Source organism: Cupriavidus sp. SZY C1 (genome assembly GCF_032190535.1).
Taxonomy (GTDB): domain Bacteria; phylum Pseudomonadota; class Gammaproteobacteria; order Burkholderiales; family Burkholderiaceae; genus Cupriavidus; species Cupriavidus pauculus_C.
The window spans coordinates 1-24,467 of the sequence record NZ_JAUANU010000003.1; the positions used below are offsets into that span (position 1 = coordinate 1).

The following is a 24,467-nucleotide window of genomic DNA, read 5'->3' on the forward strand; positions in this document are numbered from 1 at the left end:
GGCGGGCCCAATTTCCGCGGCACCGCGTTGGGGGGTGGTGGGGGGGGCTCGGGTTTGTGTTTGGGGGTGGGGGGGGGGGGGGTGGCCCCCCCCCCCCCGCGGGGGGGGGGGGGGTGGGGGGCGGGGGCGTCGAGGCTCTGCTTGCCGACCCGTCGCATATAGCGCCGCCGGCCCTCTCCCCCGACCCCTCTCCCACAAGTGGGAGAGGGGAGCCAACCATCGGCGTGAGACGCTCGTCGCAGCGCCAAATCCGTGCCCCGCCGCACCCCCACTGTGCGCTGCCTGCACCCCGGTTGTGCAGCATCAAAATCCCTCCGAAATCGCAGGAAAAACGGCTTCATTCCGCGGCATTGACGCCGTTACAGCGGGCAAAGGACTTCGATACAAGGAGCATCGTGACCGCTTTCCTGACCCCTGCCATCCGCCTGATGGCGCGGCTGACCATCTCGCGTAAGCTGGTGCTGTTGTCCGTGCTCTTCCTGATCCCGCTGTGCGGGGCGCTGTTCGCCGTGCTGAACCAGTCGGTGCAGTCGATCCACGAGACGCGCGACGAGCAGCGCGGCCTGAAGCTGGCCGGGCTGGCGCTGGATTTCATGCGCGAGACGCAGGTGCGCCGTGGCGCGGCCAACGGCGTGCTGCTGGGCAACGCCAGCTTCCGGCCCACGTTCGATGCCGCCGATGGCAAGGCCGGGCAGCACCTGGCGGCGTTGCTGGCCGAGGCGGCGGCCGTGCAGACCTTCGACGTGGTGCCCGACGCCAGAAAGCTTGACGAAGGCTGGCAGCAGATTCGCCGGCTCGGGCTGGACACGGCCGCCGCGCCGCTGTTCGGCCGCCATACGGACCTGGTCAAGCAGACCCGCCTGTTCATTGCGGACGTGGCCGACCGGTCGTCGCTGGCGCTCGATCCCGAGGCCGGTTCCTACTACCTGGTCAACCTGATGGTCGGGCCGATGCCCAAGCTGGCCGAGGTCAGCGCGCTGGCACGCGGGCGCGGCGCCGGCATCATCGCGCAGGGTGGCTACTCCGACGCCGCCCAGCAGGCCGACCTGGCGGCGCTGGCCGACCAGATCCAGGACGGGCTGGAAACGGTGCGCCGCGACATGGCGCGCGTGGAGCACGGCGCGCCGCAGTACCGCGACCGCGTGGCCGCGGCGGTGCGCCAGCTGGCCGCCGTCGACAACTTCTATCGCACGCTCAAGGTCAGCATGCTGGGGTCGGCTGGCATCACGATCGACGCCAAGACGTACTTCGCCGAAGGCACGGCCGCGATCGACGCCGTGTCGGCCGTCAGCCGCGAGTTCGCGACGCTGGCGCAAACCATGCTGGGCCAGCGCGTGGCGGCGGAACAGCGCAAGCTGGCGCTGCTGGCCACCATCGCGCTGGCGACGGTCGGCGGCGCGCTGTACCTGTTCGCCGGGTTCAGCCGGGGCATGCGCGACGACGTGCGCGACGTGGCCGACCTTGTGGCGCGCATCAACAGCGGCGACCTGTCCGTGCGGATCGCGGCCCACGGCCGTGACGAACTGAGCGACGTGAAGCGGCACCTGATGACGCTGGTGGACGCGTGGCGCGGCATCATCGGCGACACGCGCGACAGCGCGCAGAACGTGCTGGTGGCGGCCGGCCAGATCGCGCAGGGCAACGCCGACCTGTCGCAGCGCACCGAGGCGCAGGCGTCGTCGCTGGAACAGACGGCAGCGAGCATGGAGGAGCTGACGTCGATCGTCCAGCAGAACGCCGGCAACGCCAGCCAGGCCAGCACCCTGGCGGCCGAGGCGGCCAGCGTCGCGGTGGCCGGCGGCGAGGCCGTGGTGCGGATGCGCCAGACCATGAGCGAGATCGAGGCCGATTCGCGCCGCATCGTCGACATCATTGCCGTCATCGACAGCATTGCCTTCCAGACCAATATCCTGGCGCTCAATGCCGCCGTGGAAGCGGCCCGCGCCGGCGAGCTGGGGCGCGGCTTTGCCGTGGTGGCGGGCGAGGTCCGCACGCTGGCGCAGCGTGCCGCGACGTCGGCCAAGGAGATTCGCGCGGTGATCTCGCAGTCGGCCGGGCGCGTGGCCAGCGGCACGGCGCTGGCCAACGACACGGCGGCGACCATGAACGGCGTGGTGGCGGCCGTGCAGCGCATGACCGGCATGATGGACGACATCAGCCGTGCCTCGCACGAGCAGAGTGGCGGCATCGCACAGGTGAACCAGGCCGTCACGCAGATGGACCAGGTGACGCAGCAGAACGCCGCGCTGGTGGAAGAGGCCGCGGCGGCCGCGCGGGCGCTGCAGGAACAGGCCGAGCGGATGGAACAGGCGGTCAGCGTGTTCCGGCTGGCGGCCTGACCGGCGGACAGCCACCCGGGGGGTGCCGGCCCGGACATAAAAAGGGCGCCCGCTGTGACACAGGCGCCAAGTCCCAATCAGCCTTCCGGACGGAGGCGGTGGCCAGGGCGGCGGCAAGGCGCCGCCGCCGCGATCACCAGCCGTTGAAGCCGCCGGCGCCGCTTACCGCTTTATCGACATCCTGCGGCCGCTGGACGCGGATGTTGTTCTCGACCTCGGTGACGCCGAACGTGTTGTCCGCCAGGTCCTCGATGTCGTACTTCTGGCCGCGCGTCTGCACGGTGCCGCTCAGCGTGACCTTGCCCTTGTCGACGTCGACGGACACCTCGCGGACGTCGAGCCCGGTGGTGAACGTCAGGCGCTCGCAGATCTCGTCGCGGATGCGCTCGTCGGTGCGCGTGTAGCCGCGCGGGCCGGTGCGCTTTTCCTCGGAGTCCGAGCCGAACCATTCGCTCATGACCTGGCCGATGCGGTGGCCCAGGTTGTAGAGCGGGCCGTGTTCTTCCTCGCGGTACTCGCGGTCGTCGTCGTCACGGTCGCGCCAGTCGTTGCCGGACGAACGGCGCTGGCCGTAGCCAAGCTCCTCGTCGTAGCCGCGCGACGACATGTAGTCGCGCCCGTAGCGCTGCGCGTGCTGCGGGCGGTTGTCGCCCCACTCGTCGCGCGGTTCGGTCCAGTAGCGGGTGTCGCTGCGCAGGTCGTTGAAGTAGGCGGTCTGCCCGCCCTGGCCACGCTGGCCCCGATGGGCCGGCGCGCGCCGCTCGGCCTCGCGCAGCCATTCCTGGTCCGCATTGCCGAAGCCACGCTGCTGGCCGTAGCCGCTGTCGCTGAACTGGCCGCGCTGCTGGCTGCCGTAGCGCTCGCCCGACCCACCGCCGTAGCCGGAGCCGTAGTTGCCGCCGTAGCCGCCATAGCCACTTTCGCCGCCGAAGTCGCGCTGCTGCTGCCCGCGCTGGCCGCCCGTGTCGCCCACGTCACCGTAATCGCCATATTCACTGGCGTATTGCCGGCTCTTGTACTGCTCCTGCAGGCGCCAGTTTTCTTCCTGCTCCGGCTCCCAGCCGTAGCCGCCGTTGAGCCCGTAGCGCAGGTTGCTGCCCTGTTCGCTGCCGCTGCGGTAGCCCGACGGCACGGGGCCGCCTTCGCTCAGTTGTCCCGGCGTCAGCCGCTGGCGGCGGCGCGCCTCGTCCCAGCTATCGCCCGACGATTCGGGCTGCCAGTCGTCACGGGTCCATCGGGAGCCGCGGTTGTCGTCCCAGGGGTCTCCCAGGTCGTCGTCGCGCCGGTTGTCCTCGGTTCGCCAGGGGGTGTTCCGGCGATATCGCTCGCTTTGGTAGTCGCCCATGTTGCGCTCCTGAAAAGTTGCGGTTGCCATGCGTGCCGCAACGGGCATCCCGCCGGGCACGGCTGGCCATGTCGCTGGCCATTCCAGGATAGGGGCAAGTTCCGTACCGTCGCCGCCGGCCCTTGTGGAGACTGGCGTGGCGGGCGAAGGGGCGGGGCCGGCGCCATGCAAGCGTTGCCCGGCTGCATGTAAAGACTGCACGTCGGCGGGGCGGGGCAGGGACCGGCGCGTGTCACGGAGCGTTCACACGGCGCAGGTTGCCCGATGGCGGGGCCAGCATCGGCGCCCCGGCTGCTGGCGAGGACGGCGCCGGGCCCGGCGACGGCTCGGGGCGGGCGCTGCGCGGCTCCCGGACCGGCGCGATGCCTTCCACGGTATTGAACAGCTGGCTGTGCGCGTAGTCGACGGCCGTGGCTTCCAGGAAATTGGGCAGCGTCGGCTGCGCGGGCGGGTTCGGCAGCGGGCGGTCGGCGTGCGCCCCGGCGTGCCAGCACAGCAGCAGCACCCGCAACAGCAGGATGAATCCGCGCAGGCGGTAGCGGAAGAAGCGGGCTTCGGGCGGCAGGCGCGGCGCGACGGCGCCCGGCCGCGGCTGGGGCGGAATCAACATGACGGTCTCCGGGGGAGCGCGAACGCTCGGGATCAGCAAGGCGGCGGCGCCGCGCTCGATGCCGCGGCGGGCGCCGCGGCTGCTCCGTCAGATTGCAGAGAACATGCCATCGGCAATCCCGGCCCTGGAAGGCGGCCAACGCCACTTTCGACGCGAAAAAACGGGATGCCTGGGCAGAGAATGCCAACACCGGGCGCCAGACCGTCGGCCGGCGCCCAACAGTCTGGATGGCCGGGCTAGTGGAGGCCGCGCTGGCTGGTCGAGTGGTCGTGCCCGTGATGGGTGTGGATGGCGCCGGGCGCGGGCATGCCGATGTCGGCGCTGCAGCTCGGGTTTTCGGCGTCGTGCTCGTGCGGCTCCAGCGCGCCGGGCACGCGGCGGCTTTCCAGCCCACCCGCCCGCAGCCACGCCAGCGTGGCCCCGGCCGCGCGGTCGATCAGTTCGCCGCAGCGGCTGTAGTCGTACGGCGAGACGTCCAGCGGACACAGCGGCGGCACGACGGCGATGTGCGCGTGATCGCCCCAGCGTTCCAGGTCGTGCACGAGCTGGCGGGCCACCAGCAGCGACAGGGCGTTGAACGCGTGCTCGATCGCCCCCTTGGGCGGCCGACGCTCCGCGCACGCAAAGCCGGCCGGCAGCACGATGATCCGCGTGGCGCCCAGCCGGATCGCCGTGGACACCGGCGTGTTGTTGGCAACGCCGCCATCGATCAGCTTCTGGCCGTCGATCTCGACCGGCGGAAACACGCCGGGAATGGCGGCGCTGGCCAGCACCGCCTTGACCATGTTGCCCGACGACAGCACTACCTCCGCGCCGCTATGCATGTCGGTGGCCACGATGTGCAACGGCAGCCGGGCGTCCTCGATCCTGGCCTCGCCAAAATGGCGGGTCAGCAACCGCTTCAGCGCCTGCGACTCCACCAGATGCCCCCGGTTGCCCATGATCATCCCGAGCATGCTGCGCCACGACCACGGCAACACCTCCGCGCGCGTGATGCTGCGCCACAGGCCTTCCAGTTTCGCCGTGCCGTCGGCGTGCGGATTGCTGGCAAAGTACGCGCCATTGATGGCGCCCGCCGACGCCCCGATCACCAGGTCGGCCGATACCCCCCAGTTCACCAGCTCCCGGAGCATGCCGACCTCGATGGCGCCCAAACTGCCGCCGCCGGCAAACACGAATGCAGTCTTTTCCATGGTCTCGAAGATCGGGCGCGCGCCCGTCAATGGGTCGAATTGGCGTGGTGTGGAGAGAATAGGCCACTTCGCGGCCGGGCAAAAGCTCGGGGAAGTGCGAGGGGGCCGGTCAGGTTAGCAGCGGTTCGAGCTGCTGGCGGACTTCGGGCGGCAGGCGGGTTGCGCTGCGGGCAAGATTGACCTGCATGGTGGCCTGCGCCACATCGAGCAGGATCGGGTCGATGTCATAGCTGCCACGTTGGGCCAGCCAGTGCAGTACGTCGGCCAGATGCCAGACCGAGGCAGACCCCTCGTGCACCGGCAACGGAAACGACGCCGAATGGCTTGTCATGAGCTTGCGCATGTTCTGGCGCGACACGCCGATGGTTTCCGCAACGTCGGTCAGGCCCACCAGATCGGGCGTAGCTTCGACCAGCCTTGCCGCGGGGACGGCCGCGCGGACGTCGGCCAGTGCGGTCACGATCGCCGCGTTGGCAGATTCCGCCTCCCGCGCGAACATCAGGGCGATGCGCCCGGGAATGCCGATGCCGACCAGGGCGTCGTCGCAGCCGGCCGCGCCCAGGCGTTCCACGATCTCGTCGTGATCGTTGTCGTCATCGGAAAGTTGGTATTTCAGCGTGAAGTTGTATTCCATGTCGATCCATCAGTGCGAGACACCGGGAGGCGCTTTGCAGTGCTGACGGATGACGCAGTTGTCCACCACGCGACGCAGGAACCGGGCATGCTGCGCGGGATCGCGCGGCGTGCTCCAGATCGACACGATGCAGAATTCACCACATCGGCACGCCGCGCAGTGGTACGGACAGTAAAGCTTGCCCCACGCGTGAGCGCCGCCCACCGTGCATCGCCAAAACTCCTGTTCCGCATACCGGACAGCCGCTTCGACTTCTTTCTTGGGATGTCTTGTTCGACCCATCAGCCCCACCCACGTTAGGTTGCAAAGGGTCGGTTGTCAAGCGACAACATGGGCTGCGCTTGATCCACACCGACGCCCGCGCAGCCTACCAACCCGGCGACGCCATGTGTGGCTTTCATCACACTTTGTCACGCTCTCGCGCGGTTATGTGTCTGCAATTAACTGCCATGCGATCGCCCCGGCCGCATGCGTGGCCATCAAGAAAAAAGCCCGAAGCAAACGCTTCGGGCTTTCGCACCCATCACCTGCGAGTCGCCCCGCAGGCAAGCCTCAGGCCGCCAGTTCCTCGTTGGCTGCCTTGCCCGCCTGCGTCGGCATGGTGCCGTGCTCGCGGTAGTGGACGTGCCACGCGAACGCTTCTTCCAGTACGTGGGGTGTCTGGCCGCCGCGCAGGCAGGCGCGGCGGTAGTAGTCCAGCAGGCCGTCGCGGTATGCCGGGTCGGCGCAGTTCTGGATGACCTGCAGCGCGCGCTCGCGCGGGGCCAGGCCGCGCAGGTCGGCCAGGCCGTGCTCGGTCACCAGGATGTCCACGTCGTGCTCGCTGTTGTCCACGTGCGTGACCATCGGGACGATGCTGGAGATCCGGCCGTCCTTGGCCACGGATTTGGTCACGAACACGGACAGGTAGGCGTTGCGCGCGAAGTCGCCCGAGCCGCCGATGCCGTTCATCATGTGCGTGCCGCCCACGTGGGTGGAGTTCACGTTGCCGTAGATGTCGCATTCCAGCGCCGTGTTGATCGTGATCAGGCCCAGCCGGCGCAGCACTTCGGGATGGTTGCTGATCTCCTGCGGCCGCAGCAGCAGCTTCTGGCGGTACCGGTCGATGTCGGCCAGGACGCGGTGGTACACCGGGGCGGACAGCGTCATCGAGGCGGCCGAGGCAAAGCGCATCTTGCCAGCGTCGAGCAGCGCGATGGTGCTGTCCTGCAGGACCTCCGAATACATGGTCAGGTCGTGGAACGGCGAGTCGGCCAGCCCGTGCAGCACGGCGTTGGCGATCGTGCCGATGCCGGCCTGCAGCGGTTGCAGCGACGGCGCCAGCCGCCCCGCGCGCACTTCGCGCTCCAGCAGCGCGTTCAGGTGGCCGGCAATCTGGCTGGTCTCGGCGTCGGGCGGCAGCGCGTTCGACGGGCTGTCGTCGCGCGCCGTGATGACGATGGCCGCGATGCGGGCCGGGTCCACGGGAATGTAGGGCAGGCCGATGCGCTGCTCCACGGCGATCAGCGGGATCGGCTGGCGGTAGGGGCGTTGCACCGGGTAGGCGATGTCATGCAGCCCTTCCAGCCCGGCCGGCATGTTCAGGTTCAGCTCGACGATGACCTGCCGGGCCATCCGCGCGAAGCTGGCCGAGTTGCCGACCGACGTGGTCGGCACGATGCCGCCGGTCTCGGTGATGGCAACGGCCTCGATCACCGCCACGTCGACCGGGCCGATCTGGCCGCTGCGCAGTTGCTCGGCGGTCTCGCCAAGGTGCTGGTCGATGAACATGACCTCGCCGTCGTTGATCTTGCGGCGCAGGGCGGCGTCGGACTGGAACGGCAGGCGGCGCGCCAGCACGTTGCTTTCGGCAAGGATCCGGTCGGTGTCGTGGCCCAGCGATGCGCCCGTGATCAGCGTGATCTGCAGCGGATCGGTGGCGGCGCGGCGGGCCAGCGCCAGCGGCACGGCCTTGCAGTCCCCGGCGCGGGTGAAGCCGCTCATGCCGACGGTCATGCCGTCCTTGATCAGCGTCGCGGCGTCTTCGGCCGACATGATCCTGTCCTGGAGGGCGGCCAGGCGAATGCGATCGCGGTACATCTAGTCTCCTTGCTGGGGGCTGTCTGGTCTGCCGCCCGGGGCCCCGGAGGTCCGCGACGGACGGTGCGTCCTGAAGGTGCGCAGGACAGTGTAGCGAGCGCTTAATATTCTCACCATGATTTAAAGCTCTGGAAATCAGTCGATTTTTTCATCGTCATGACGGTGGCACGCCGGCGGCGTAGCGTGCGAAACCATACAGGGGGCGCCCCGGACGCCGCATGACCATGCGCAAGGACGGTGCATGCGCGGCGTGTCCCAAAGTCCGTCTGTGATTCCTGCCTAGGCGGATTACTATCTTCTGCAGCGCGGCCGGCGTACGGGCCAGGCAATCTTGACCACCGAACTTGGGGAACAGCATGGAGATGACGCAGGCAACGTCGGAACTCGACGCCCGGCCAGACAACGACGAGGTGCCGGGCGCGCAGGCGCCGGCGGCCGAACTGGAGGCGCCGTTCTCGAATCTGGAGACACGGCGCCATCAGATGTTTCCCACGCTGACGCAGGCCGAGATCGCGCGCATCCAGCGCTTTGGGCAGGTGCGCACGTGGCAGGCCGGCGAGCTGGTGTTCCGCGTGGGCGATGCGGGGCGCGGCATGCACGTGGTGCTGTCTGGCCGGGTGCGCATCGACCGGCGCGACGGCCTGGGCCATAGCTCGCCGATCACCGAGGAAGGGCCGGGCCAGTTCCTGGCCGAGGTCGGGCAACTGACCGGCAAGCCCGCGCTGGTGGATGCGGTGGCGCTGGAGGACTGCACGATCCTGGTCATCCCGCCGGCCAGCCTGCGCGCGTTGCTGGTGGCCGAGGCCGACCTGGGCGAGCGCATCATGCGTGCGCTGATCCTGCGGCGGGTGGGGCTGATCGAGCAGGGCGGCGGGCCGGTGCTGGTGGGCAAGGGCACCCAGCCGCTGCTGCTGTCGCTGCAGGCGTTCCTGCGGCGCAACGGGCATCCGCACCGGGTGATCGACGTGGAGACCGACACCGATTCCGTCTGCCTGCTCGACCTGAGCAAGGCGCCGGCCAGCGACTTCCCGATGGTGATCTGCCCCGACGGCAGCGTGCTGCGCGCGCCCGACGAGGGCCAGCTTGCCAGTTGCCTGGGGCTGGTGCCCGAGTTCGATCCGGACCACGTCTACGACGTGATCGTGGTCGGCGCCGGGCCGGCCGGGCTGGCGACGGCGGTCTACGCGGCGTCCGAAGGGCTATCGGTGGCCGTGATCGATTGCCGCTCGCCGGGCGGGCAGGCGGGCGCCAGTGCGCGCATCGAAAACTACCTGGGCTTTCCGACGGGCATTTCCGGGCAGGCGCTTGCCGGCCGCGCGTTCGTGCAGGCGCTGAAGTTCGGCGCGCACCTGGCGATTCCGCTCGAAGCCCGCGCGCTGCATTGCGGCGAGAGCCCGATCGTGCTGGAACTGAACGACGGCCAGCGCATCCAGACGCGGACCGTGGTCATCGCCAGCGGCGCGCAGTACCGGCGTGCCGAGATCGAATCGCTGGACAAGTACGAGGGGCGCGGCGTCTATTACTGGGCGTCGCCGGTGGAGGCCAAGCTGTGCAAGGACGAGCACGCGATGCTGGTGGGCGGCGGCAATTCGGCCGGGCAGGCCGCCGTGTACCTGGCATCCCACGCGGCGGAGGTGCACATGCTCGTGCGCGGCGAGGGGCTGGAAGCCACGATGTCGCGCTACCTGATCGACCGCCTGCGCAGCCTGCCGAACGTCTACCTGCACACCCACGCGCAGATCACGGCGATGGAGGGCGACGGCTGGCTGTCCACGGTGCGCTACCGCGAGCGCGCGCAGGGCCCGGACTGCGTGGCCGTGCCGATGCGCCACGTGTTCCTGTTCATCGGCGCCGCGCCCAACACCGAATGGCTGCGCTCGTGCCACGTGGAAACCGACAACAAGGGCTTCATCCTGACCGGCTACGAGGCGCACCATTCGTGCACGGACCGGGCCGACTACACGCTGGAAACCAGCGTGCCCGGCGTGTTTGCGATCGGCGACGTGCGCTCGGGATCGACCAAGCGCGTGGCGGCGGCCGTGGGCGAGGGCGCCGCCGTGGTCGCGCAGATCCACCGCTACCTGGCCACGCTCCAGCACGCGCGGGTCTGACGCGCCGCCCCGAGGTTTACCCCCGGTGCAGGACCGAAGTCCCACGTCCCGGCACCGGGTTTTCCCGCGAACGCCCGGAAAACCGGGACACCCGTCTCCTACGCACCATCGCGCCATTTCCGACAATGTCGTCACGGATCGGCCAGCGCCATCCCGGCCAAGGCCATCCGTGTTCGTCTTCTGATCGGAGTTCAAAAGTTGGAGTAGTCGCGATGCGTACGTTTGTTGCAAAGACCCTGGTTGCCGTTTCCACAGTTTCCGCCGTTTCCGTATTGACCATCGGATTCGCCCCGGCCGCCCACGCGGCGTGGAGCGAAGCATTCATGCCGGCGAACGGCTCGGCGCTGCATGTGGGCAAGTCCGCCTGCAAGCGCGGGGCGTTCGATCCTTACACCGATGGCGCCCGAATGGGGCCGCGCGATGCGTTCAGCGATGGCGGCAACCGCATGGGCCCGCGCGATGCGTACACCGACGGCGCCCGCAGCGTGGGCGGCCCGGGCGACTGCGCGATGCGCGCCGCCTGACGCCTGGCGCGTCACGCGGTCCGGGCCTGCCGCAGTCGGACGATGTCCGGCCGACGACGGCCGAGCTTGCTGATCCGGCGGGCCCCGGAACCGCCTTCCCGGCCGCATGGCAGCCCCGTGCGGCCGATTGCCTTGCCGGCGCGGGCCGGCAAGGCGCGTCCATCCCCCAACCGTGGCGTATCCGATCCGGCGCGTGGCCCACGCCCCGCGTCTGGCCTTCCGCACATTGCGCGGCCGACTGTCCTCATCGATGTCGGCGAGGTGGGGTTCGTTGTCTAAGATAGGTGAGTCGCCCGGCACCACCCCGGGCGGCGCGCCATCGCCCGTCCACCGGCGGCGGCACGCCGCGCCGCCTGTAACCTGCCCCGCGCGCGACCCGCCCATGCCGATGCTCAAGCAGCAGATCCGCCTATGCACCTGCCCGGACCGCGTACGCCTGGCGTATGCCATCACGGGCAGCGGCACGCCGCTGGTCAAGGCCGCCAACTGGATGAGCCACCTGGAGTTCGACGTCGGCAGCCCGGTCTGGAGCCACATGCTCTGCGCGCTGTCCGAGCAGCACACGCTGATCCGCTACGACGAACGCGGCTGCGGGCTGTCGGACCGCCATGTGGACGACCTGTCGTTCAACGCCTGGCTGCGCGACCTGGAAACCATCGTCGACGCGATGAACGTGGACCGCTTTGCGCTGCTCGGCATCTCGCAGGGCGCGTCCATTGCCGTGGCCTACGCGGTGGCGCACCCCGAACGGGTCAGCCACCTGGTGCTGCACGGCGGCTACGCGCGCGGCCGTCTGAAGCGCAACCAGGGCCCCGAGATGTGCGAGGAAGCCGAGCTGATGATCCGGCTGGCCGAGATCGGCTGGGGCCAGGAAAATCCGGCCTTCCGCCAGTTCTTCACCACGCAGTTCATCCCCGGCGGCACGGCCGAGCAGCACCGCTGGTTCAACGAACTGGAGCGCGTGTCGACGTCGCCGGTCAACGCCGCGCGCTTCATGCGGATCTTCAACGACATCGACGTGGTGGAGCTGCTGCCCCAGGTTGCGTGCCCGGCGCTGGTGCTGCACGCCGTGCGCGACGCCCGCGTGCCGTTCGACGAAGGCCGGCTGATCGCCAGCATGATCCCCAACGCGCGGTTCGTGCCGCTGGACAGTGGCAACCATCTGCTGCTGGAGTCAGAGCCGGCCTGGGAGCGCTGGATCGAGGAAGTGCGCGCATTCCTGCCGGCACCGGCGCCGTCGACCGACCCGGCCTTCGGCACGCTGACGCGGCGCGAGCGCGACATCGTCGTGCTGATCGCGCAGGGCCGCGACAACGCCCAGATCGCCGCCCACCTGGGGCTGTGCGAGAAGACCGTGCGCAACCACATCACCAGCATTTTCTCGAAGCTCGAAGTGGAAAACCGCTCGCAGGCCATCGTCCTGGCGCGCGAATCGGGCTTCGACCGCCAGCGGGTATAGCCGCGCAGACGGCAATTTGTCCTTGACATACAGATCTGTCTACCCAACACTATGAGACAGATCTGTCTACATCAGGTCGACACGTATCCCATTCCGACGAATCTCATCCTTTCTGGAGCCTTGCCGATGTCGAGCCAACCCGAAGTCCGCCCGCCGCTGCCCCCGTTCACCCGCGAAACCGCCGCCGCCAAGGTGCGCGCGGCCGAAGACGGCTGGAACAGCCGCGATCCCAACCGCGTGGCGCTGGCCTACACCGTCGACAGCGCCTGGCGCAACCGCGCGGAATTCGTCAACGGGCGCGAGCAGATCGTCGCCTTCCTGGCGCGCAAGTGGCAGAAGGAACTGGACTACCGGCTGATCAAGGAACTGTGGGCCCACGACGGCAACCGCATCGCCGTGCGCTTTGCCTACGAATGGCACGACGACTCGGGCAACTGGTTCCGCTCGTACGGCAACGAGAACTGGGAATTCGACGAAAACGGCCTGATGCGCCGCCGCTTCGCATGCATCAACGACGCCCCGATCCGCGAGGCCGACCGCAAGTACCACTGGCCGCTGGGCCGCCGGCCCGACGATCACCCGGGCTTGAGCGAACTGGGGTTTTGAGGGGGGCCATCCGCTAGCGGCCGCCTGCTCTCCCTGCCCCGAATCCGCACTGGTTGTTTGCTCCCCTCTCCCGCGCGCGGGAGAGGGGCCGGGGGTGAGGGCAGGCGGTCCAAATTGCGACCTGTCGGCAAGCAGATCCTCAACGCCCTCACCCCCAACCCCTCTCCCGCAGGCGGGAGAGGGGAGCAAACCGGGCCGGTCTGCGGGAAGCGAAATCGAAAATCGACAAGCGACAACCGTCCCCCATCCCCGCTCCCCCATCCCCGCTCCCTGACCCACCCCCTCACTGCATCCGTTCCAGGTTCCCCACACGGACCAGCATCTCCGTGAACATCTGCATGTCCAGGTTCAGGTCGGAGACTTCCTTGTATTCCTTGGCGTTGTGGGCGGTGTACTTCTTGCCGGGCATGGCCGGGCCGAAGTTGATGGCGTTGGGCATCAGCTTGGCCGTGGTGCTGCCGGCCGTTGGCACGGGCTTGGCTTCGAGCCCGGTGGTGTCGCCGTAGATGTTCAGCAGCGTGGCCAGCCATGCGCCCTTGGGGTCGCGGGCCATCCAGTCGCCCTGGTCGTGCTGGATCTCCAGCGCGGTGCCGGTCCGCGACGACCACGCCTGGATGCGTTCCGCGATGCGGCTGCGTAGCGCGTCGGGTGTGCTGCCGCGAGGCATGCGCACGTTGGCGGTGACTTCCAGCTTGCCGTTGCGTGCGCGGATCAGCGTGGGCGAGACCGTCAGCGGGCCCATGAAGTCGTCGCGATAGCCCACGCCAAGCTGTTCGGCCAGGTAGCCGGTGCCGTACAGGTCCGTCAGGTAGCGCGTGGCGCGTGCGTACTGGTTGTCGGCGAACGGCACGCCGGACGCCTGCAGGAACATCGCCAGGCGCGGTACCGGGTTCACGCCTTCCTCGGGCCGCGATCCGTGGGCCGAGACGCCCGTGACCTTCACGTCGACGGCGTCGGCGCTGCGCGCGATGTCGATCGAGAACTTGCCCTGCGCGGCGTGCTGCGCGATGAAGGCGTCGCGTGCGCGTTCCAGCGTGGCCGCCACCTGGTTCAGGTCGCCGCCGGTGATGCGCGCGGTGGCCGTCTGCGGGATCGCGTTGGCCGACGCCGCGCCCGCCATGGCGACGATGGCCGGCGTCTTGCCGTCCACCGGCTGGTCGGCAAAGCGCACGGTCAGCGCGCCGGAGCCTTTCTCGGCCACCACGGCCGGGTACTTGCTGTCGAGCACGATGTTGTACTCGGGCAGGGCGGTCTTGTCGCGGTAGTACTTCATGCCGTCGCCGCCGGTCTCCTCGGTGGTCTCGATCATCAGCCGGATCGTCCGCGCCAGCGGCACGCCGCTCTCGCGCACGGTCTTCATCGCGTAGAGCGCGGCGGCAATCGACCCCTTGTCGTCGATCGTGCCGCGCCCGTACAGGTAGTCGCCCACGCGCGTGACCTTGAACGGGTCGAGCTTCGTGCCGTCGTCGAGCATCCATTCGTCGGCCACCACGGGCACCACGTCGGCGTGCGTGAGGATGCCGAACGTCTCGCTGCCCTGGCCCGGCAGCGTCACCTCGAACACGCGGTTGTCGACGTTGCGGAACTGCAGACCGAAGTCACGCGCCAAGCGCGCCACGAGCGTGCCGAAATCGACGATGGCCGGGTTTTCGTGCTGCGGCATCTTGTCGTCGCGCACGGTGCGCAGCGCCACCATCTCGCTGATGCTGTCCAGCACCGCCTGGTGGTTGTGCACGCGGTTGTAGATGCCAAGCAGGCGGCCGATGTTGACCAGGTCGTCGCCGTGCAGCGGCTGGCTGGCGCGGTAGGCGCGCACGCTGCGGGTCAGCTTGGGGTCGGCCTTGACGGCCGTGTCCAGGAACGCGTTGAAGCTGGCGGGCGGCGTGGCGGTGGCGCTGGCCACGAGCTTGTCGATCTCGGGCTTGGCCAGCGGCGCGGCAATCGTGCTGCCGGGGGTGATGGCAAGCAGCGCGGCGGCCAGCAGGGTAGCCGTGGGCAGCCGGACGGGCAGGCGAGTCATGGATGGATGTCCCTTCGTGGTTTTTGGTGTGTGCGCATGATAGCCATGGCGGCACGTCGGCGAAAGCGGCCCGGACACCACCCGATAGTCTGGGTCAATCGCCTTTCGACGATTGATAATAGTTAGTTTCAATGAGTGCGGTAAAAACAATAAATTTCCCGCATCACATTCGGACAGGGAGAATGCACTCCGTCGTCACCGCACGTGACGCCCAACTAACCCAAAGGAGTGTTTCCGATGCTGCAATCCCGTGAAGGCCAACGCGTTCCCAACGTCACGTTCCGAGTGCGTGACAACAACGAGTGGAAGGACGTGACCACGGCCGAGCTGTTCCATGGCAAGACCGTAGCGGTGTTCTCGCTGCCGGGCGCCTTCACGCCGACGTGTTCGTCCACCCACCTGCCGCGCTACAACGAACTGGCCCCGGCCTTCCGCGCCGCCGGCGTGGACGCCATCCTCTGCGTGTCGGTCAACGACACCTTCGTCATGAACGAGTGGAGCAAGGACCAGGAGTCCGAGAACATCGTCATGATCCCCGACGGCAACGGCGAGTTCACCGACGGCATGGGCATGCTGGTCGACAAGGCCGATCTGGGCTTCGGCAAGCGTAGCTGGCGCTATTCGATGCTGGTCAAGGACGGCGTGGTGGACAAGATGTTCATCGAGCCGGAAGAGCCGGGCGACCCGTTCAAGGTGTCCGACGCCGACACGATGCTGAACTACATCGCCCCGGACGCCCGCCGCCCGGACCAGGTGGTGGTGTTCTCGAAGGTTGGCTGCTCGCACTGCGCCAAGGCCAAGCAACTGCTGCAGGACAAGGGCTACGAGTACATCGACGTGCCGCTGGACAACAAGATCCGCGGCAAGGTGCTGGGCGCCGTGTCCGGTGAAATGACCGCGCCGCAGGTGTTCATCAACGGCAAGCTCGTGGGCGGCGCCGCCGCGCTCGAACAATACCTGGGCGCCTGATCCTCCCCCCGCCCGGGCCCGGCTCCCCCGGCCGGTGTCCTGGGCACCTTTTCCCCCCGCACTCCAACCGCCGCCCATCGCGGCAACAACGTTGCAGTCGCCGGACCCGATGGCATTGCCTGGCCGCGCCATGGCGGGCCGTGCCATCCCATCCGCCGATTGATAGCCCGGCAGTACAAGGAAAACGACCATGAAAACGATTCAGACCGACGTGGCAGTGATTGGCGCGGGAACGGCCGGCCTGGCCGCCTACCGCGCCGCCATCGAAGCCGGCAAGCGCGCCGTGATCATCGAGGGTGGCGAGTACGGCACCACCTGCGCCCGCGTGGGCTGCATGCCGTCGAAGCTGCTGATCGCCGCCGCCGAGGCCGCCCACGAGGCGCGCCACACCGCCCCGTTCGGCGTCCATGTCGATGGCCCGGTGCGCGTGGACGGCCGCGAGGTCATGCAGCGCGTGCGCAGCGAGCGCGACCGCTTTGTCGGCTTCGTGGTGCGCGGTGTGGAGAATATCCCCGAGGCAGACCGCCTGCGCGGCCACGCCTACTTCATCGACAACACCATCCTGCAGGTGGGCGGCGACACCGTGGTGCGCGCCAGCCGCGTGGTCATCGCCACGGGCTCGCGCCCGGCCGTGCCGCCGCCGTTCGCGGTCTTCGGCGACCGCCTGATCATCAACGACGACGTGTTTGCCTGGGATGACCTGCCCGCCAGCGTGGCGGTCTTCGGCCCCGGCGTGATCGGGCTGGAACTGGGCCAGGCGCTGTCCCGGCTGGGCGTGCGGGTGCGCGTGTTCGGCGTGGGCGGCGGCGTGGGCCCGCTGACGGACCCGGACGTGCGGGCCTATGCCGCACAGGCGTTCCAGGGCGAATTCTCGCTGCTGCCCGACGCGAACGTCGTCGACATGCGCCGCGAAGGCGACGAGGCCGTGCTGACGTTCGACGACGAGACTGGCACCCGGGTGACCGAACGCTTTGCCTACGTGCTGGCCGCCACGGGCCGCCGGCCGAACGTCGATACGCTGCAGATCGAGAACACCGCGCTGGTGCTGGACGCCCGCGGCGTGCCGGTCTTCGATCCGGTGACGCTGCAGTGTGGCGACGCGCCCGTGTTCATCGCCGGCGACGCCAACAACGTGCTGCCGCTGCTGCACGAGGCCGCCGACGAGGGCCGCATTGCCGGCGAGAACGCCGCGCACTGGCCCAAGCTGCGCCCGCTCAAGCGCCGCGCGCCCATCGCCGTGGTGTTCTCGGACCCGCAGATCGCCATGGTCGGCAAGCGCTTTGCCGACCTGACCCAGGGCAGCTTTGTCACCGGCGAGGTCAGCTTCGAGGACCAGGGCCGCAGCCGCGTGATGCTGAAGAACCGGGGGCTGATGCACGTGTACGCGGACCGCGCCACGGGCCGCTTCCTGGGGGCCGAATGGATGGGCCCGCGCGCCGAGAACATCGCGCACCTGCTGGCGTGGTCGTACCAGCAGGGCCTGACCATCGCCGACATGCTGGCGATGCCGTTCTACCACCCGGTGGTGGAAGAGGGCCTGCGCACCGCGCTGCGCGACGCCCAGGCGCAGCTGACGCAACTCAAGGCCGCGGCCTGAGCGCAGCGTGACGGGGCAGGGCAGGGCGGGGCGGGGCGGGGCGGGAATCTCCGGCCGCCCGGCCGATCGAACGGCCTATGGAACCGACTCCCGTCCCCCGTTTTTCCTTGTCCCGCTGGATCGCGCCGGCGCTGCTCGTCGCCATCGCCTGGGCCGCGTGGCCGTGGCTGGCGCCGGCCATCGACCGGATGATCTACGCGGCCCGGCTGTCCGCGCAGCCCGCGCCGACGTCGCTGCCCGTGCCGGTGCAGGGCGTCTCGCGCAAGGCGCTGCGCGATACCTGGGGCGGCGCCCGCAGCGGGGGCCGCAAGCATGAGGGCATCGACATCTTCGCCAGCCGGGGCCGGCCGGTGCTGTCCGCCACCGAGGGCATCGTCACGCGGGTCGGCACCAACCGGCTGGGCGGCAACGTCGTCTGGGTGATGGGGCCGGGGCGGCAGATGCACTATTACGCCCACCTGGACGGCTACGCGCCGATCCGCGCCGGCGACCGTGTGGCGCCCGGCACCCCGCTGGGCTACGTCGGCGACACCGGCAACGCGCGAGGCACGCCGCCGCACCTGCACTACGGCGTCTATGGCGCGGGCGGCGCGATCAATCCCTATCCGCTGCTGACGGCTTCGCCATGAAGTCGCCGCGCGGCTTGGCCTCCACCGCACCGGCCCGGGCGCCGCGCAGTTCCATCCACGCATAGGCGGCCGACGCGATGACCATCGGCAGCAGGTAGTACAGCGCGCGGTAGGCGATCAGCGCCGCCACCACCACATGCTCGGGCGCCACCGGGCGCAGCATCACCACGAACACCGCTTCCAGCACGCCGATGCCGGCCGGGATATGCGCCAGCGCGCCGGCCACGGCGCCCACCAGCAGCGCGCCCAGCGCCTGCCAGAGCGTCACCTCCTTGGGCAGCAGCAGGTTCAGGATGCTGGCCAGCACGATCCAGTTGGTCACCGACAGCGCGTTCTGCAGCAGCGCGAACCGGAAGCCGGGCAGCCGGAACACGTGCCGCTTGAAGCGGATGCTGCGCGTCCTGGCCTTGGCGCAGGCCAGCCAGTAGCCCAGCCCGCAGGCCAGCATCAGCACGCCCAGCGCGCGCAGCATCCACGGCGTGATGCCCCAGTCGGCCGGCAGCGTCGGCGGCATCGCCGTCAGCACCACGCCCGCCAGCAGCATGTAGCCCGTCCAGTTGGTGATGATGGCGATGGTGTAGATGCCCGCCACCTGCGACCCGCTGACGTTGGCGCGCGAATAGAGCCGCAGCCGCATGCCCAGCCCGCCGATCATCGCCCCCACGTTCAGGTTGAATACGTAGGCGATGAACGCGATGACCATCACGCGCGGCGCGGACAGGTGGTGGCCGGTGTAGCGGCGCCCCAGGATGTCGAACGACGCATGCAGCGCGAAGCTGACGCACGCCAGCCCCACCACCGGCAGCAGCGTGGCCACGTTGTAGGCTTTCAGCGACTGCCAGACCTGCGGCCAGTCCACGCCGCTGAGGCTGCGGTAGATCAGGTACACGACCACCGCCACGAACGCGATGCCGAGCACGCGCTTGACGATGGACCAGCGGATGCCGCGCCGCAGCGAGCGGCGGAGGTTGGTGGACGTCGTCATGGGCCATCCCCTTGCACGCGCTGCACGGGCGGCACGGGCCGCACCGGCATCGCGGCGGATTGTTCGGCCGGCGTGGGCACCTCGGGCGCCACCAGCCGGGGGGTATGCGCGGGCAGCCATCCCGCCCAGGCGGGAAACTTGCGCAGGAAGTGGAAGATCACCGGCGTGGCGATGCGGTGCCACCAGCGGCCATGGGCGTGGTCCGCCGCCGACACCTCGGTGCAGCTCCGCGACATCAGCCCGCGCAGGTTGTGCTTGAGCGTGGCGACGAACTCCGCATCGCGGATGATCAGGTTGGCCTCCAGGTTCAGCGACAGGCTCAGCGGGTCGAGGTTGCTCGATCCCACCGTGGCCCAGTCGTCGTCGACCACGGCCACCTTGCTGTGGTTCGGCCGCTCGCAGTATTCGAAGATCCGCACGCCCGCCTCGCGCAGCCGGGCATAGAGCATGTCCACCGTGCGCTTGACCCACAGCATGTCGGGCCGGCCCTGCAGGATCAGGCACACGTCCACGCCGCGCCCGGCCGCCGCGCAGATCGCTTCCAGCAGCCGGTAGCCGGGCAGGAAGTAGGCGTTGGCGATGATCACCTCGCGCCGCGCGGCGCGGATCGCCATCAGGTAATGGCGCTCGATGTCGTTGCGGTGGTCCTGGTTGTCGCGCGTGACCAGCAGCGCCGCGCCGGCCAGCGCCGGGTCGTAGCCGTCGCCCGCGCCCGGACGCGGCAGGCGGCGGCGCCGGCGCGCGTGGGGGCCGGTGGCGCCGGCATCGATCGCTTCGAGCATGAAGCTGTGGATGACCTGCGCGGCCGGGCCGTGCACTTCCACCGCGTAGTCCTGCTTGGACAGCGGGCTGGCCTTGACCAGGTGCTCGACCGACAGGTTGATGCCGCCGACGAATGCCAGCGACGCGTCCACGGCCACGAGCTTGCGGTGCAGCCGGCGAAACAGGTTGGTGCGCTTGCCAAGCAGCCGCCGGCCCGGCGAGAACAGGCGCAGCACCACGCCGGCCTCGGTCAGCCGCGCGATGTAGTCGGTCGACAGGTCGGCCGTGCCGAAGCCGTCGACGGTCAGCGCCACCTGCACGCCGCGGCGTGCGGCGCGGGCCAGCGCGTCGGCCAACTGGTTGCCGACGTCATCCTCGAACAGGATGAACGTTTCCAGCAGTACGGTGGCGCGGGCGGCGTCGATGGCGGCGATCAGGCGGGGGAAGTATTCCTCGCCGTTTTCCAGCAGCCGGAACCGGTTTCCGGTAGTCCATTCGTATTTCATTTCCGGCAACTAGCACGATTGATGCCTGCCGCGCCGCCTGCGTCCGGCGGGCGTTCCCGCCCCGCCGTGGTGGAAAACGCGCTGCCCGAACGGGCGTGCCATGTAGGAATTGCCCGGCTGGCAGGCAGGGCCGGCCCCTTGCTATCCTGAAGTGAAGACATCGCCCCCGCACCCGACAAGAGGAGAGCACCATGTGCCGTTGGCTGGCCTATTCGGGCCGCTCCGTGCCGCTAGAGGCCGTACTGTTCCAGCCCGAGCATTCGCTGATCGACCAGAGCCTGAACGCCCGCCTGGGCCATACCACCACCAATGGCGACGGTTTTGGCGTCGGCTGGTACGGCCGGCATTCCGAACTCCCGTTCCGCTACCGCTGCCTGCATCCGGCCTGGAGCGACACCAACCTGCGCGAGGCCGCCCGGGCCGTGCGCGCCCCGCTGTTTGTGGCGCACGTGCGCGCGGCCACCGGCACGCCCACGCAGGAGACCAACTGCCACCCGTTCCGCTTTGGCCGCTGGCTGTTTGCCCACAACGGGCTGATCCGCGAATATCCGCTGCTGCGGCGCGACCTGATGATGTCCGTGGCGCCGCACCTGTTCCGCTGGATCGAAGGCTCGACCGATTCCGAGGTGATGTTCTTCCTGGCGCTGACCTTCGGGCTGGAACGCGATCCGCAGGGCGCGCTGGAGCAGATGGCGGGCCTGATCGAGGAGGTCGGCCACCGGCACGACGTGGCATCGCCGCTCAACATGACCGTCTGCGTGACCGACGGCCAGCAGATCGTGGCGGCGCGCTATTCCAGCGAGCGCGATTCGCGGTCGCTGTTCCACAGCACGTCGTTCCGGCAGTTGCGGGCGCTGTACCCCGAGGACCCGCGCATCATCGCCGCCGGCGACGACGCCTTCCTGGTGCTGTCCGAGCCGCTGATCGACGTGCAGGGCGTGTGGGAGGAAATTCCCGAGGCGACCATCCTGGTGGCGCGCGGCGGCCAGATCGAGCAGCGCTGCTTTGAACCCCGGCTGCCCGACATGAACGTCGCCCAGCGCGCGTGAAAGACAGACCTGTCTCCTATAATGGCGGGTATCCAGCCTCTTACTGAATAGACCGCCATGGCCACCCCTTCCGCCCGCGAGCGCATTCTCGATACCGCTGCGCGGCTGTTCTACCGCGACGGCTACCGCGCCACGGGCATCGACCGCATCATTGCCGAGTCGGGCGTGGCCAAGATGTCGCTATACCGCCACTTTCCGTCGAAGAACGACCTGATCTTCGAATACCTGCAGCGGCGCCATGCGTTCTGGATGGACTGGTTCGAGGCCGGCGTGCGCCAGCGGCTGGCCGCGCGGGCCAACCTCGACGTGCTGGCCGATACGCTGGGCGAGTGGTTCGGCACCGACGACTTCCGCGGCTGTGCGTTCATCAACATGGTGGCCGAGTCGGGCGGCGGCGCCGGCGACGACCCCCGGCTGCTGGAGCAGGCCGTGTCGCACAAGGCGTCGCTGCAGGACTTTGTGGCCGCCGTGGCGGCCGAACTGGGACTGCGCCAGCCCGACCAGGTGGCGCAAGAGGCGATCCTGACCATCGAAGGCATGATCGTCCGGGCCCAGACCACGCACGATGCGGCGGTCGTGGCGGCGGGACGACGCTCGCTGGCCCGGCTTCATGCCGCTTACGCCACCTGACAACATCGCGTAACGCGCTGAAACACTGCCATACAAGGTAAACCCTGAGGTCACGGTAAGATTCGGGCCGTGATTGCCGCGTGGCGCCCTGGGCTGCCGGCAAGCCTTGGGAAGCCCGTCCTTGAACGCAGTGAACAACAACCAGCGGCGCACCGAGATCGACCTGATTCGCGGGATCGCGCTGCTCTTCATCGTGGTCGATCACGTCAATGGCAGCGTGCTGGCCGACTACACGATCCGCAATTTCCAGCTCTTCGACGCCGCCGAGGTGTTCGTCTTCCTGGCCGGCTATTCGGCCGGCGCCGCGTACCTGGCGATGGAAGCGCGCCACGGCGCCAGCGCCGCGCGCCGCCGCCTGCGCCGCCGTAGCTGGGAAATCTACCAGGCGTTCGTGCTGACCGGCGTGCTGATGCTGCTGTTCGGCCTTGTGCTGGCGATGTGCCGCATCCCCGCGCCAGCCGTGCGCGCCACCGAGGCGCTCGATTTCATGGCGCAGCCGCTGGCCACCGTGCTGGAGGTGATCGGGCTGGCGCGCCAGCCGTTCGTGTCCGACGTGCTGCCGATGTACGCGGTATTCATCGGCCTGGCGCCGCTGGCCATCCGCTTGGCGCGCGCGCAGCCGCTGGCGTTCATCTGCGGCAGCGTGGCGCTGTGGATCATGTCGCCGATGCTGCTGCCGCTGCTGCCCAGCAGCGAACCACGCGGCTGGAGCTTCAACCCGTTCGCCTGGCAGTTGATGTTCGGCATGGGCCTGCTGGCCCGGCTGCGGCCCGACTTTGTGCTGCCGCAGCAGGCGCTGGTACGCCGCGCCTGCACGGCCGGCGCCGTGGTCGTGGCGCTGGTCTGCATGGCGGCCGCCTACCTTTGGATGCGTCCGCACCTGTACGAAGCCTGGCTGCCCGCGTGGATTCCGACCATGGCCTTTCCGCTGCCCAAGCAAAGCCTGGCGGCGCTGCGCGTGGTCAGCTTCCTGGGGCTGGCATGGCTGGTCTACCTGGCCGTGCGCGCCGGCTGGATCGCCGGGCTGGCGCGTTTCATGGGCCCGGTGGTGCAGATTGGCCGCCACAGCCTGTTCTGCTTCGTGCTGGGCGCCGTGGTCTCGGTGGGCATCGAAGGATTGACCTACGGCGTGGCCGGCGGCCGGCCCACGCGCCCCGTCGCCCTGACCGGCGACCTGATCGCCGTGGCGGTGCTGCTGGTGGTGGGCGGCTGGTACGGCCGCCGCAAGGACGCCCGGAAGATGGCGGCAAAGCAGGCCGCGTCGGCAAAGATGGTCTCGGCGTAGGGGGCGGTGTGGCCCCCCTCTCCCGCCTGCGGGAGAGGGGCTGGGGGTGACGGCGTTGAGGATCTGCTTGCCGACAGGTGGCAATTTGAACCGCTGGCCCTCACTCCCGACCCCTCTCCCGCGTGCGGGAGAGGGGAGGAAAACCGTTCCCCTACGATAAATCGCCTGCCTGCGCCCTGACCCATGCCACGGCGCGCGCCAGTTGCGGCGACGTGTCCCCGGCGCGGTGGCTCATGATGACCGGCGAGACGAAGCCGGGGGCGTCGACCGGCACGTAGCGCACGTCGTCCCGATGCAGCCGCTGGACCGACGACGGCACCAGCGTGATGCCCAGCCCTGCGGCCACCAGTCCCAGCGCGGTCTGGAGTTCGTTGGCTTCCTGCACCACGCGCGGCTGCAGGCCCTGGGCGCGGAACAGCGACAGCACGTGGTCGGCGTAGCTGGGCCGGGGGCGGGCCGGATAGAGGATCAGCGGCTGGCGCGCCAGCGTCGCGGCGTCGAACGGTCCGGCCGGCGCCGGCGCGGTCACCGGCATTGCGGCCACCAGCGTCTCGGCCATCACCACCTGCTGGACGATGGCGGCGTCGCCGAACGTCAGGCGGCCGAACGCCAGGTCGATGCGGCCGGACTTCAGCGCTTCGAGCTGCTGGACGGTAATCATCTCGGTCAGCCCGACCTCCACCTCGCTGTCGTCGCCGCGCAGCACGCGGATCAGCTCCGGCAGCACCCCATACAGCACCGACGGCACGAAGCCGATGCCGAACCAGCGCTTCTCGTTGCGGCCGATGCGCCGCGTCCCTTCCAGCGTTTCCTCCAGCCGCTGCGTCAGTTGCAGCGATTGCTCCAGCAGGAAGCGGCCCGCCTCGGTCAGCTTCAGCCCGCGCCCGACCCGGTCGAACAGTGGCACGCCCACCTCTTCCTCGAACTGCCGGATCTGGCGCGACAGCGGCGGCTGCGCCATGTGCAGCTTTTCTGCCGCCCGCGTCACATTGAGTTCCTGGGCAACGGTCTGGAAATAGCGGAGGTGGCGGAGTTCCATGGCGGGGAGCGAGCAGGGTAGTTGCATACCCGGAAGGTATCGATCGAGACATCATCGGTCTTGGACGCGCCAAAGGTCAAGGTCCATACTGCGAGG

21 protein-coding genes are annotated in these 24,467 nt (G+C 69.1%); 11 read left to right on the forward strand and 10 right to left on the reverse strand.

The features are described from left to right. Positions 1–395 precede the first annotated feature (395 nt). Positions 396–2,339 carry a methyl-accepting chemotaxis protein gene (locus QTN24_RS06335; protein WP_313835884.1) on the forward strand — a complete coding sequence of 648 codons (1,944 nt, stop codon included), beginning with the start codon at positions 396–398 and terminating at the stop codon, positions 2,337–2,339. Between the two features lie 133 nt (positions 2,340–2,472). Here QTN24_RS06335 and QTN24_RS06340 read toward each other — a convergent pair whose 3' ends face one another. The 6 genes from QTN24_RS06340 to QTN24_RS06365 form a co-directional block, all read right to left on the reverse strand. Next, the gene (locus QTN24_RS06340) at positions 2,473–3,684 is read right to left on the reverse strand and encodes a BON domain-containing protein (RefSeq protein WP_313835886.1); all 1,212 of its coding nucleotides are present in this window, start codon (positions 3,682–3,684) and stop codon (positions 2,473–2,475) included. A gap of 232 nt (positions 3,685–3,916) precedes the next feature. Next, positions 3,917–4,294 carry a hypothetical protein gene (locus tag QTN24_RS06345; RefSeq protein WP_313835887.1) on the reverse strand — a complete coding sequence of 126 codons (378 nt, stop codon included), beginning with the start codon at positions 4,292–4,294 and terminating at the stop codon, positions 3,917–3,919. Between the two features lie 236 nt (positions 4,295–4,530). Then, entirely contained in the window at positions 4,531–5,487 is a 957-nt protein-coding gene (locus QTN24_RS06350) for a patatin-like phospholipase family protein (RefSeq protein WP_313835889.1), read from the reverse strand. 109 nt (positions 5,488–5,596) lie between these two features. Next, positions 5,597–6,121 (reverse strand): helix-turn-helix transcriptional regulator, encoded by a 525-nt coding sequence (locus QTN24_RS06355; RefSeq protein WP_124686333.1) that lies wholly within the window; start codon positions 6,119–6,121, stop codon positions 5,597–5,599. A 9-nt stretch (positions 6,122–6,130) separates the two neighbouring features. Then, entirely contained in the window at positions 6,131–6,403 is a 273-nt protein-coding gene (locus tag QTN24_RS06360; RefSeq protein WP_313835894.1) for a hypothetical protein, read from the reverse strand. Between the two features lie 270 nt (positions 6,404–6,673). Then, the gene (locus tag QTN24_RS06365) at positions 6,674–8,200 is read right to left on the reverse strand and encodes an acetyl-CoA hydrolase/transferase family protein (RefSeq protein ID WP_313835896.1); all 1,527 of its coding nucleotides are present in this window, start codon (positions 8,198–8,200) and stop codon (positions 6,674–6,676) included. A 356-nt stretch (positions 8,201–8,556) separates the two neighbouring features. Here QTN24_RS06365 and QTN24_RS06370 point away from each other — a divergent pair, with 356 nt between their 5' ends. From QTN24_RS06370 to QTN24_RS06385, 4 genes are all read left to right on the forward strand, one after another. Beyond that, the gene (locus QTN24_RS06370) at positions 8,557–10,311 is read left to right on the forward strand and encodes an FAD-dependent oxidoreductase (RefSeq protein WP_124686335.1); all 1,755 of its coding nucleotides are present in this window, start codon (positions 8,557–8,559) and stop codon (positions 10,309–10,311) included. A gap of 272 nt (positions 10,312–10,583) precedes the next feature. Next, on the forward strand, positions 10,584–10,835 hold the full coding sequence (locus QTN24_RS06375) for a hypothetical protein (RefSeq protein ID WP_124686336.1): 252 nt from the start codon (positions 10,584–10,586) through the stop codon (positions 10,833–10,835). A 382-nt stretch (positions 10,836–11,217) separates the two neighbouring features. Then, positions 11,218–12,294: an alpha/beta fold hydrolase gene (locus QTN24_RS06380; RefSeq protein ID WP_313835898.1), complete on the forward strand. Its 1,077-nt coding sequence runs from the start codon at positions 11,218–11,220 to the stop codon at positions 12,292–12,294. 126 nt (positions 12,295–12,420) lie between these two features. After that, the gene (locus QTN24_RS06385) at positions 12,421–12,900 is read left to right on the forward strand and encodes a DUF1348 family protein (protein WP_124686338.1); all 480 of its coding nucleotides are present in this window, start codon (positions 12,421–12,423) and stop codon (positions 12,898–12,900) included. Between the two features lie 283 nt (positions 12,901–13,183). Here QTN24_RS06385 and QTN24_RS06390 read toward each other — a convergent pair whose 3' ends face one another. After that, positions 13,184–14,920 (reverse strand): dipeptidase, encoded by a 1,737-nt coding sequence (locus QTN24_RS06390; RefSeq protein ID WP_313835900.1) that lies wholly within the window; start codon positions 14,918–14,920, stop codon positions 13,184–13,186. Positions 14,921–15,157: 237 nt separating this feature from the next. Between QTN24_RS06390 and QTN24_RS06395 the strand changes: the two genes are divergently transcribed. The 3 genes from QTN24_RS06395 (at position 15,158) to QTN24_RS06405 (ending at position 18,115) form a co-directional block, all read left to right on the forward strand. After that, positions 15,158–15,889 carry a glutathione peroxidase gene (locus QTN24_RS06395; RefSeq protein WP_124686340.1) on the forward strand — a complete coding sequence of 244 codons (732 nt, stop codon included), beginning with the start codon at positions 15,158–15,160 and terminating at the stop codon, positions 15,887–15,889. A 190-nt stretch (positions 15,890–16,079) separates the two neighbouring features. Then, on the forward strand, positions 16,080–17,486 hold the full coding sequence (locus QTN24_RS06400) for a dihydrolipoyl dehydrogenase (RefSeq protein ID WP_313835904.1): 1,407 nt from the start codon (positions 16,080–16,082) through the stop codon (positions 17,484–17,486). A gap of 188 nt (positions 17,487–17,674) precedes the next feature. After that, complete coding sequence (locus QTN24_RS06405) at positions 17,675–18,115, forward strand: M23 family metallopeptidase (protein ID WP_253700371.1); 441 nt, start codon at positions 17,675–17,677, stop codon at positions 18,113–18,115. Here the strand turns inward: QTN24_RS06405 and QTN24_RS06410 are convergent. Together QTN24_RS06410 and clsB are read right to left on the reverse strand one after the other, a co-directional pair. Then, entirely contained in the window at positions 18,081–19,100 is a 1,020-nt protein-coding gene (locus tag QTN24_RS06410; protein ID WP_124686343.1) for a lysylphosphatidylglycerol synthase domain-containing protein, read from the reverse strand. The two genes, QTN24_RS06405 and QTN24_RS06410, sit on opposite strands and share 35 nt — an antisense overlap. After that, a complete protein-coding gene (gene clsB / locus QTN24_RS06415; protein ID WP_124686344.1) occupies positions 19,097–20,368 on the reverse strand; it encodes a cardiolipin synthase ClsB in 1,272 nt (423 codons plus the stop codon). The genes QTN24_RS06410 and clsB overlap by 4 nt, the downstream gene beginning before the upstream one ends. A 191-nt stretch (positions 20,369–20,559) precedes the next feature. On the opposite strand from clsB, the gene QTN24_RS06420 reads away from it, so the two are divergent. From QTN24_RS06420 to QTN24_RS06430, 3 genes are all read left to right on the forward strand, one after another. Further along, positions 20,560–21,417 carry a class II glutamine amidotransferase gene (locus QTN24_RS06420; RefSeq protein ID WP_313835907.1) on the forward strand — a complete coding sequence of 286 codons (858 nt, stop codon included), beginning with the start codon at positions 20,560–20,562 and terminating at the stop codon, positions 21,415–21,417. A 57-nt stretch (positions 21,418–21,474) separates the two neighbouring features. Further along, complete coding sequence (locus QTN24_RS06425) at positions 21,475–22,047, forward strand: helix-turn-helix domain-containing protein (RefSeq protein ID WP_313835909.1); 573 nt, start codon at positions 21,475–21,477, stop codon at positions 22,045–22,047. A gap of 130 nt (positions 22,048–22,177) precedes the next feature. Next, on the forward strand, positions 22,178–23,332 hold the full coding sequence (locus tag QTN24_RS06430; protein ID WP_313836373.1) for an OpgC domain-containing protein: 1,155 nt from the start codon (positions 22,178–22,180) through the stop codon (positions 23,330–23,332). Positions 23,333–23,483: 151 nt separating this feature from the next. On the opposite strand, the gene QTN24_RS06435 is transcribed toward QTN24_RS06430, so the two are convergent. Next, positions 23,484–24,371, reverse strand: coding sequence for a LysR family transcriptional regulator (locus tag QTN24_RS06435; protein WP_313835910.1), 888 nt, complete (start codon positions 24,369–24,371; stop codon positions 23,484–23,486). Positions 24,372–24,467 lie beyond the last annotated feature (96 nt).

Coding starts and splice junctions, on each gene's coding strand:
- QTN24_RS06385 (WP_124686338.1), top strand. CDS start 12,421: ATGTCGAGCCAACCCGAAGTCCGCCCGCCGCTGCCCCCGTTCACCCGC.
- QTN24_RS06360 (WP_313835894.1), bottom strand. CDS start 6,403: ATGGGTCGAACAAGACATCCCAAGAAAGAAGTCGAAGCGGCTGTCCGG.
- QTN24_RS06380 (WP_313835898.1), top strand. CDS start 11,218: ATGCCGATGCTCAAGCAGCAGATCCGCCTATGCACCTGCCCGGACCGC.
- QTN24_RS06365 (WP_313835896.1), bottom strand. CDS start 8,200: ATGTACCGCGATCGCATTCGCCTGGCCGCCCTCCAGGACAGGATCATG.
- QTN24_RS06420 (WP_313835907.1), top strand. CDS start 20,560: ATGTGCCGTTGGCTGGCCTATTCGGGCCGCTCCGTGCCGCTAGAGGCC.
- QTN24_RS06345 (WP_313835887.1), bottom strand. CDS start 4,294: ATGTTGATTCCGCCCCAGCCGCGGCCGGGCGCCGTCGCGCCGCGCCTG.
- QTN24_RS06355 (WP_124686333.1), bottom strand. CDS start 6,121: ATGGAATACAACTTCACGCTGAAATACCAACTTTCCGATGACGACAAC.
- QTN24_RS06435 (WP_313835910.1), bottom strand. CDS start 24,371: ATGGAACTCCGCCACCTCCGCTATTTCCAGACCGTTGCCCAGGAACTC.
- QTN24_RS06395 (WP_124686340.1), top strand. CDS start 15,158: ATGCTGCAATCCCGTGAAGGCCAACGCGTTCCCAACGTCACGTTCCGA.
- QTN24_RS06405 (WP_253700371.1), top strand. CDS start 17,675: ATGATCTACGCGGCCCGGCTGTCCGCGCAGCCCGCGCCGACGTCGCTG.
- QTN24_RS06370 (WP_124686335.1), top strand. CDS start 8,557: ATGGAGATGACGCAGGCAACGTCGGAACTCGACGCCCGGCCAGACAAC.
- QTN24_RS06340 (WP_313835886.1), bottom strand. CDS start 3,684: ATGGGCGACTACCAAAGCGAGCGATATCGCCGGAACACCCCCTGGCGA.
- QTN24_RS06390 (WP_313835900.1), bottom strand. CDS start 14,920: ATGACTCGCCTGCCCGTCCGGCTGCCCACGGCTACCCTGCTGGCCGCC.
- QTN24_RS06400 (WP_313835904.1), top strand. CDS start 16,080: ATGAAAACGATTCAGACCGACGTGGCAGTGATTGGCGCGGGAACGGCC.
- QTN24_RS06350 (WP_313835889.1), bottom strand. CDS start 5,487: ATGGAAAAGACTGCATTCGTGTTTGCCGGCGGCGGCAGTTTGGGCGCC.
- QTN24_RS06410 (WP_124686343.1), bottom strand. CDS start 19,100: ATGACGACGTCCACCAACCTCCGCCGCTCGCTGCGGCGCGGCATCCGC.
- clsB (WP_124686344.1), bottom strand. CDS start 20,368: ATGAAATACGAATGGACTACCGGAAACCGGTTCCGGCTGCTGGAAAAC.
- QTN24_RS06425 (WP_313835909.1), top strand. CDS start 21,475: ATGGCCACCCCTTCCGCCCGCGAGCGCATTCTCGATACCGCTGCGCGG.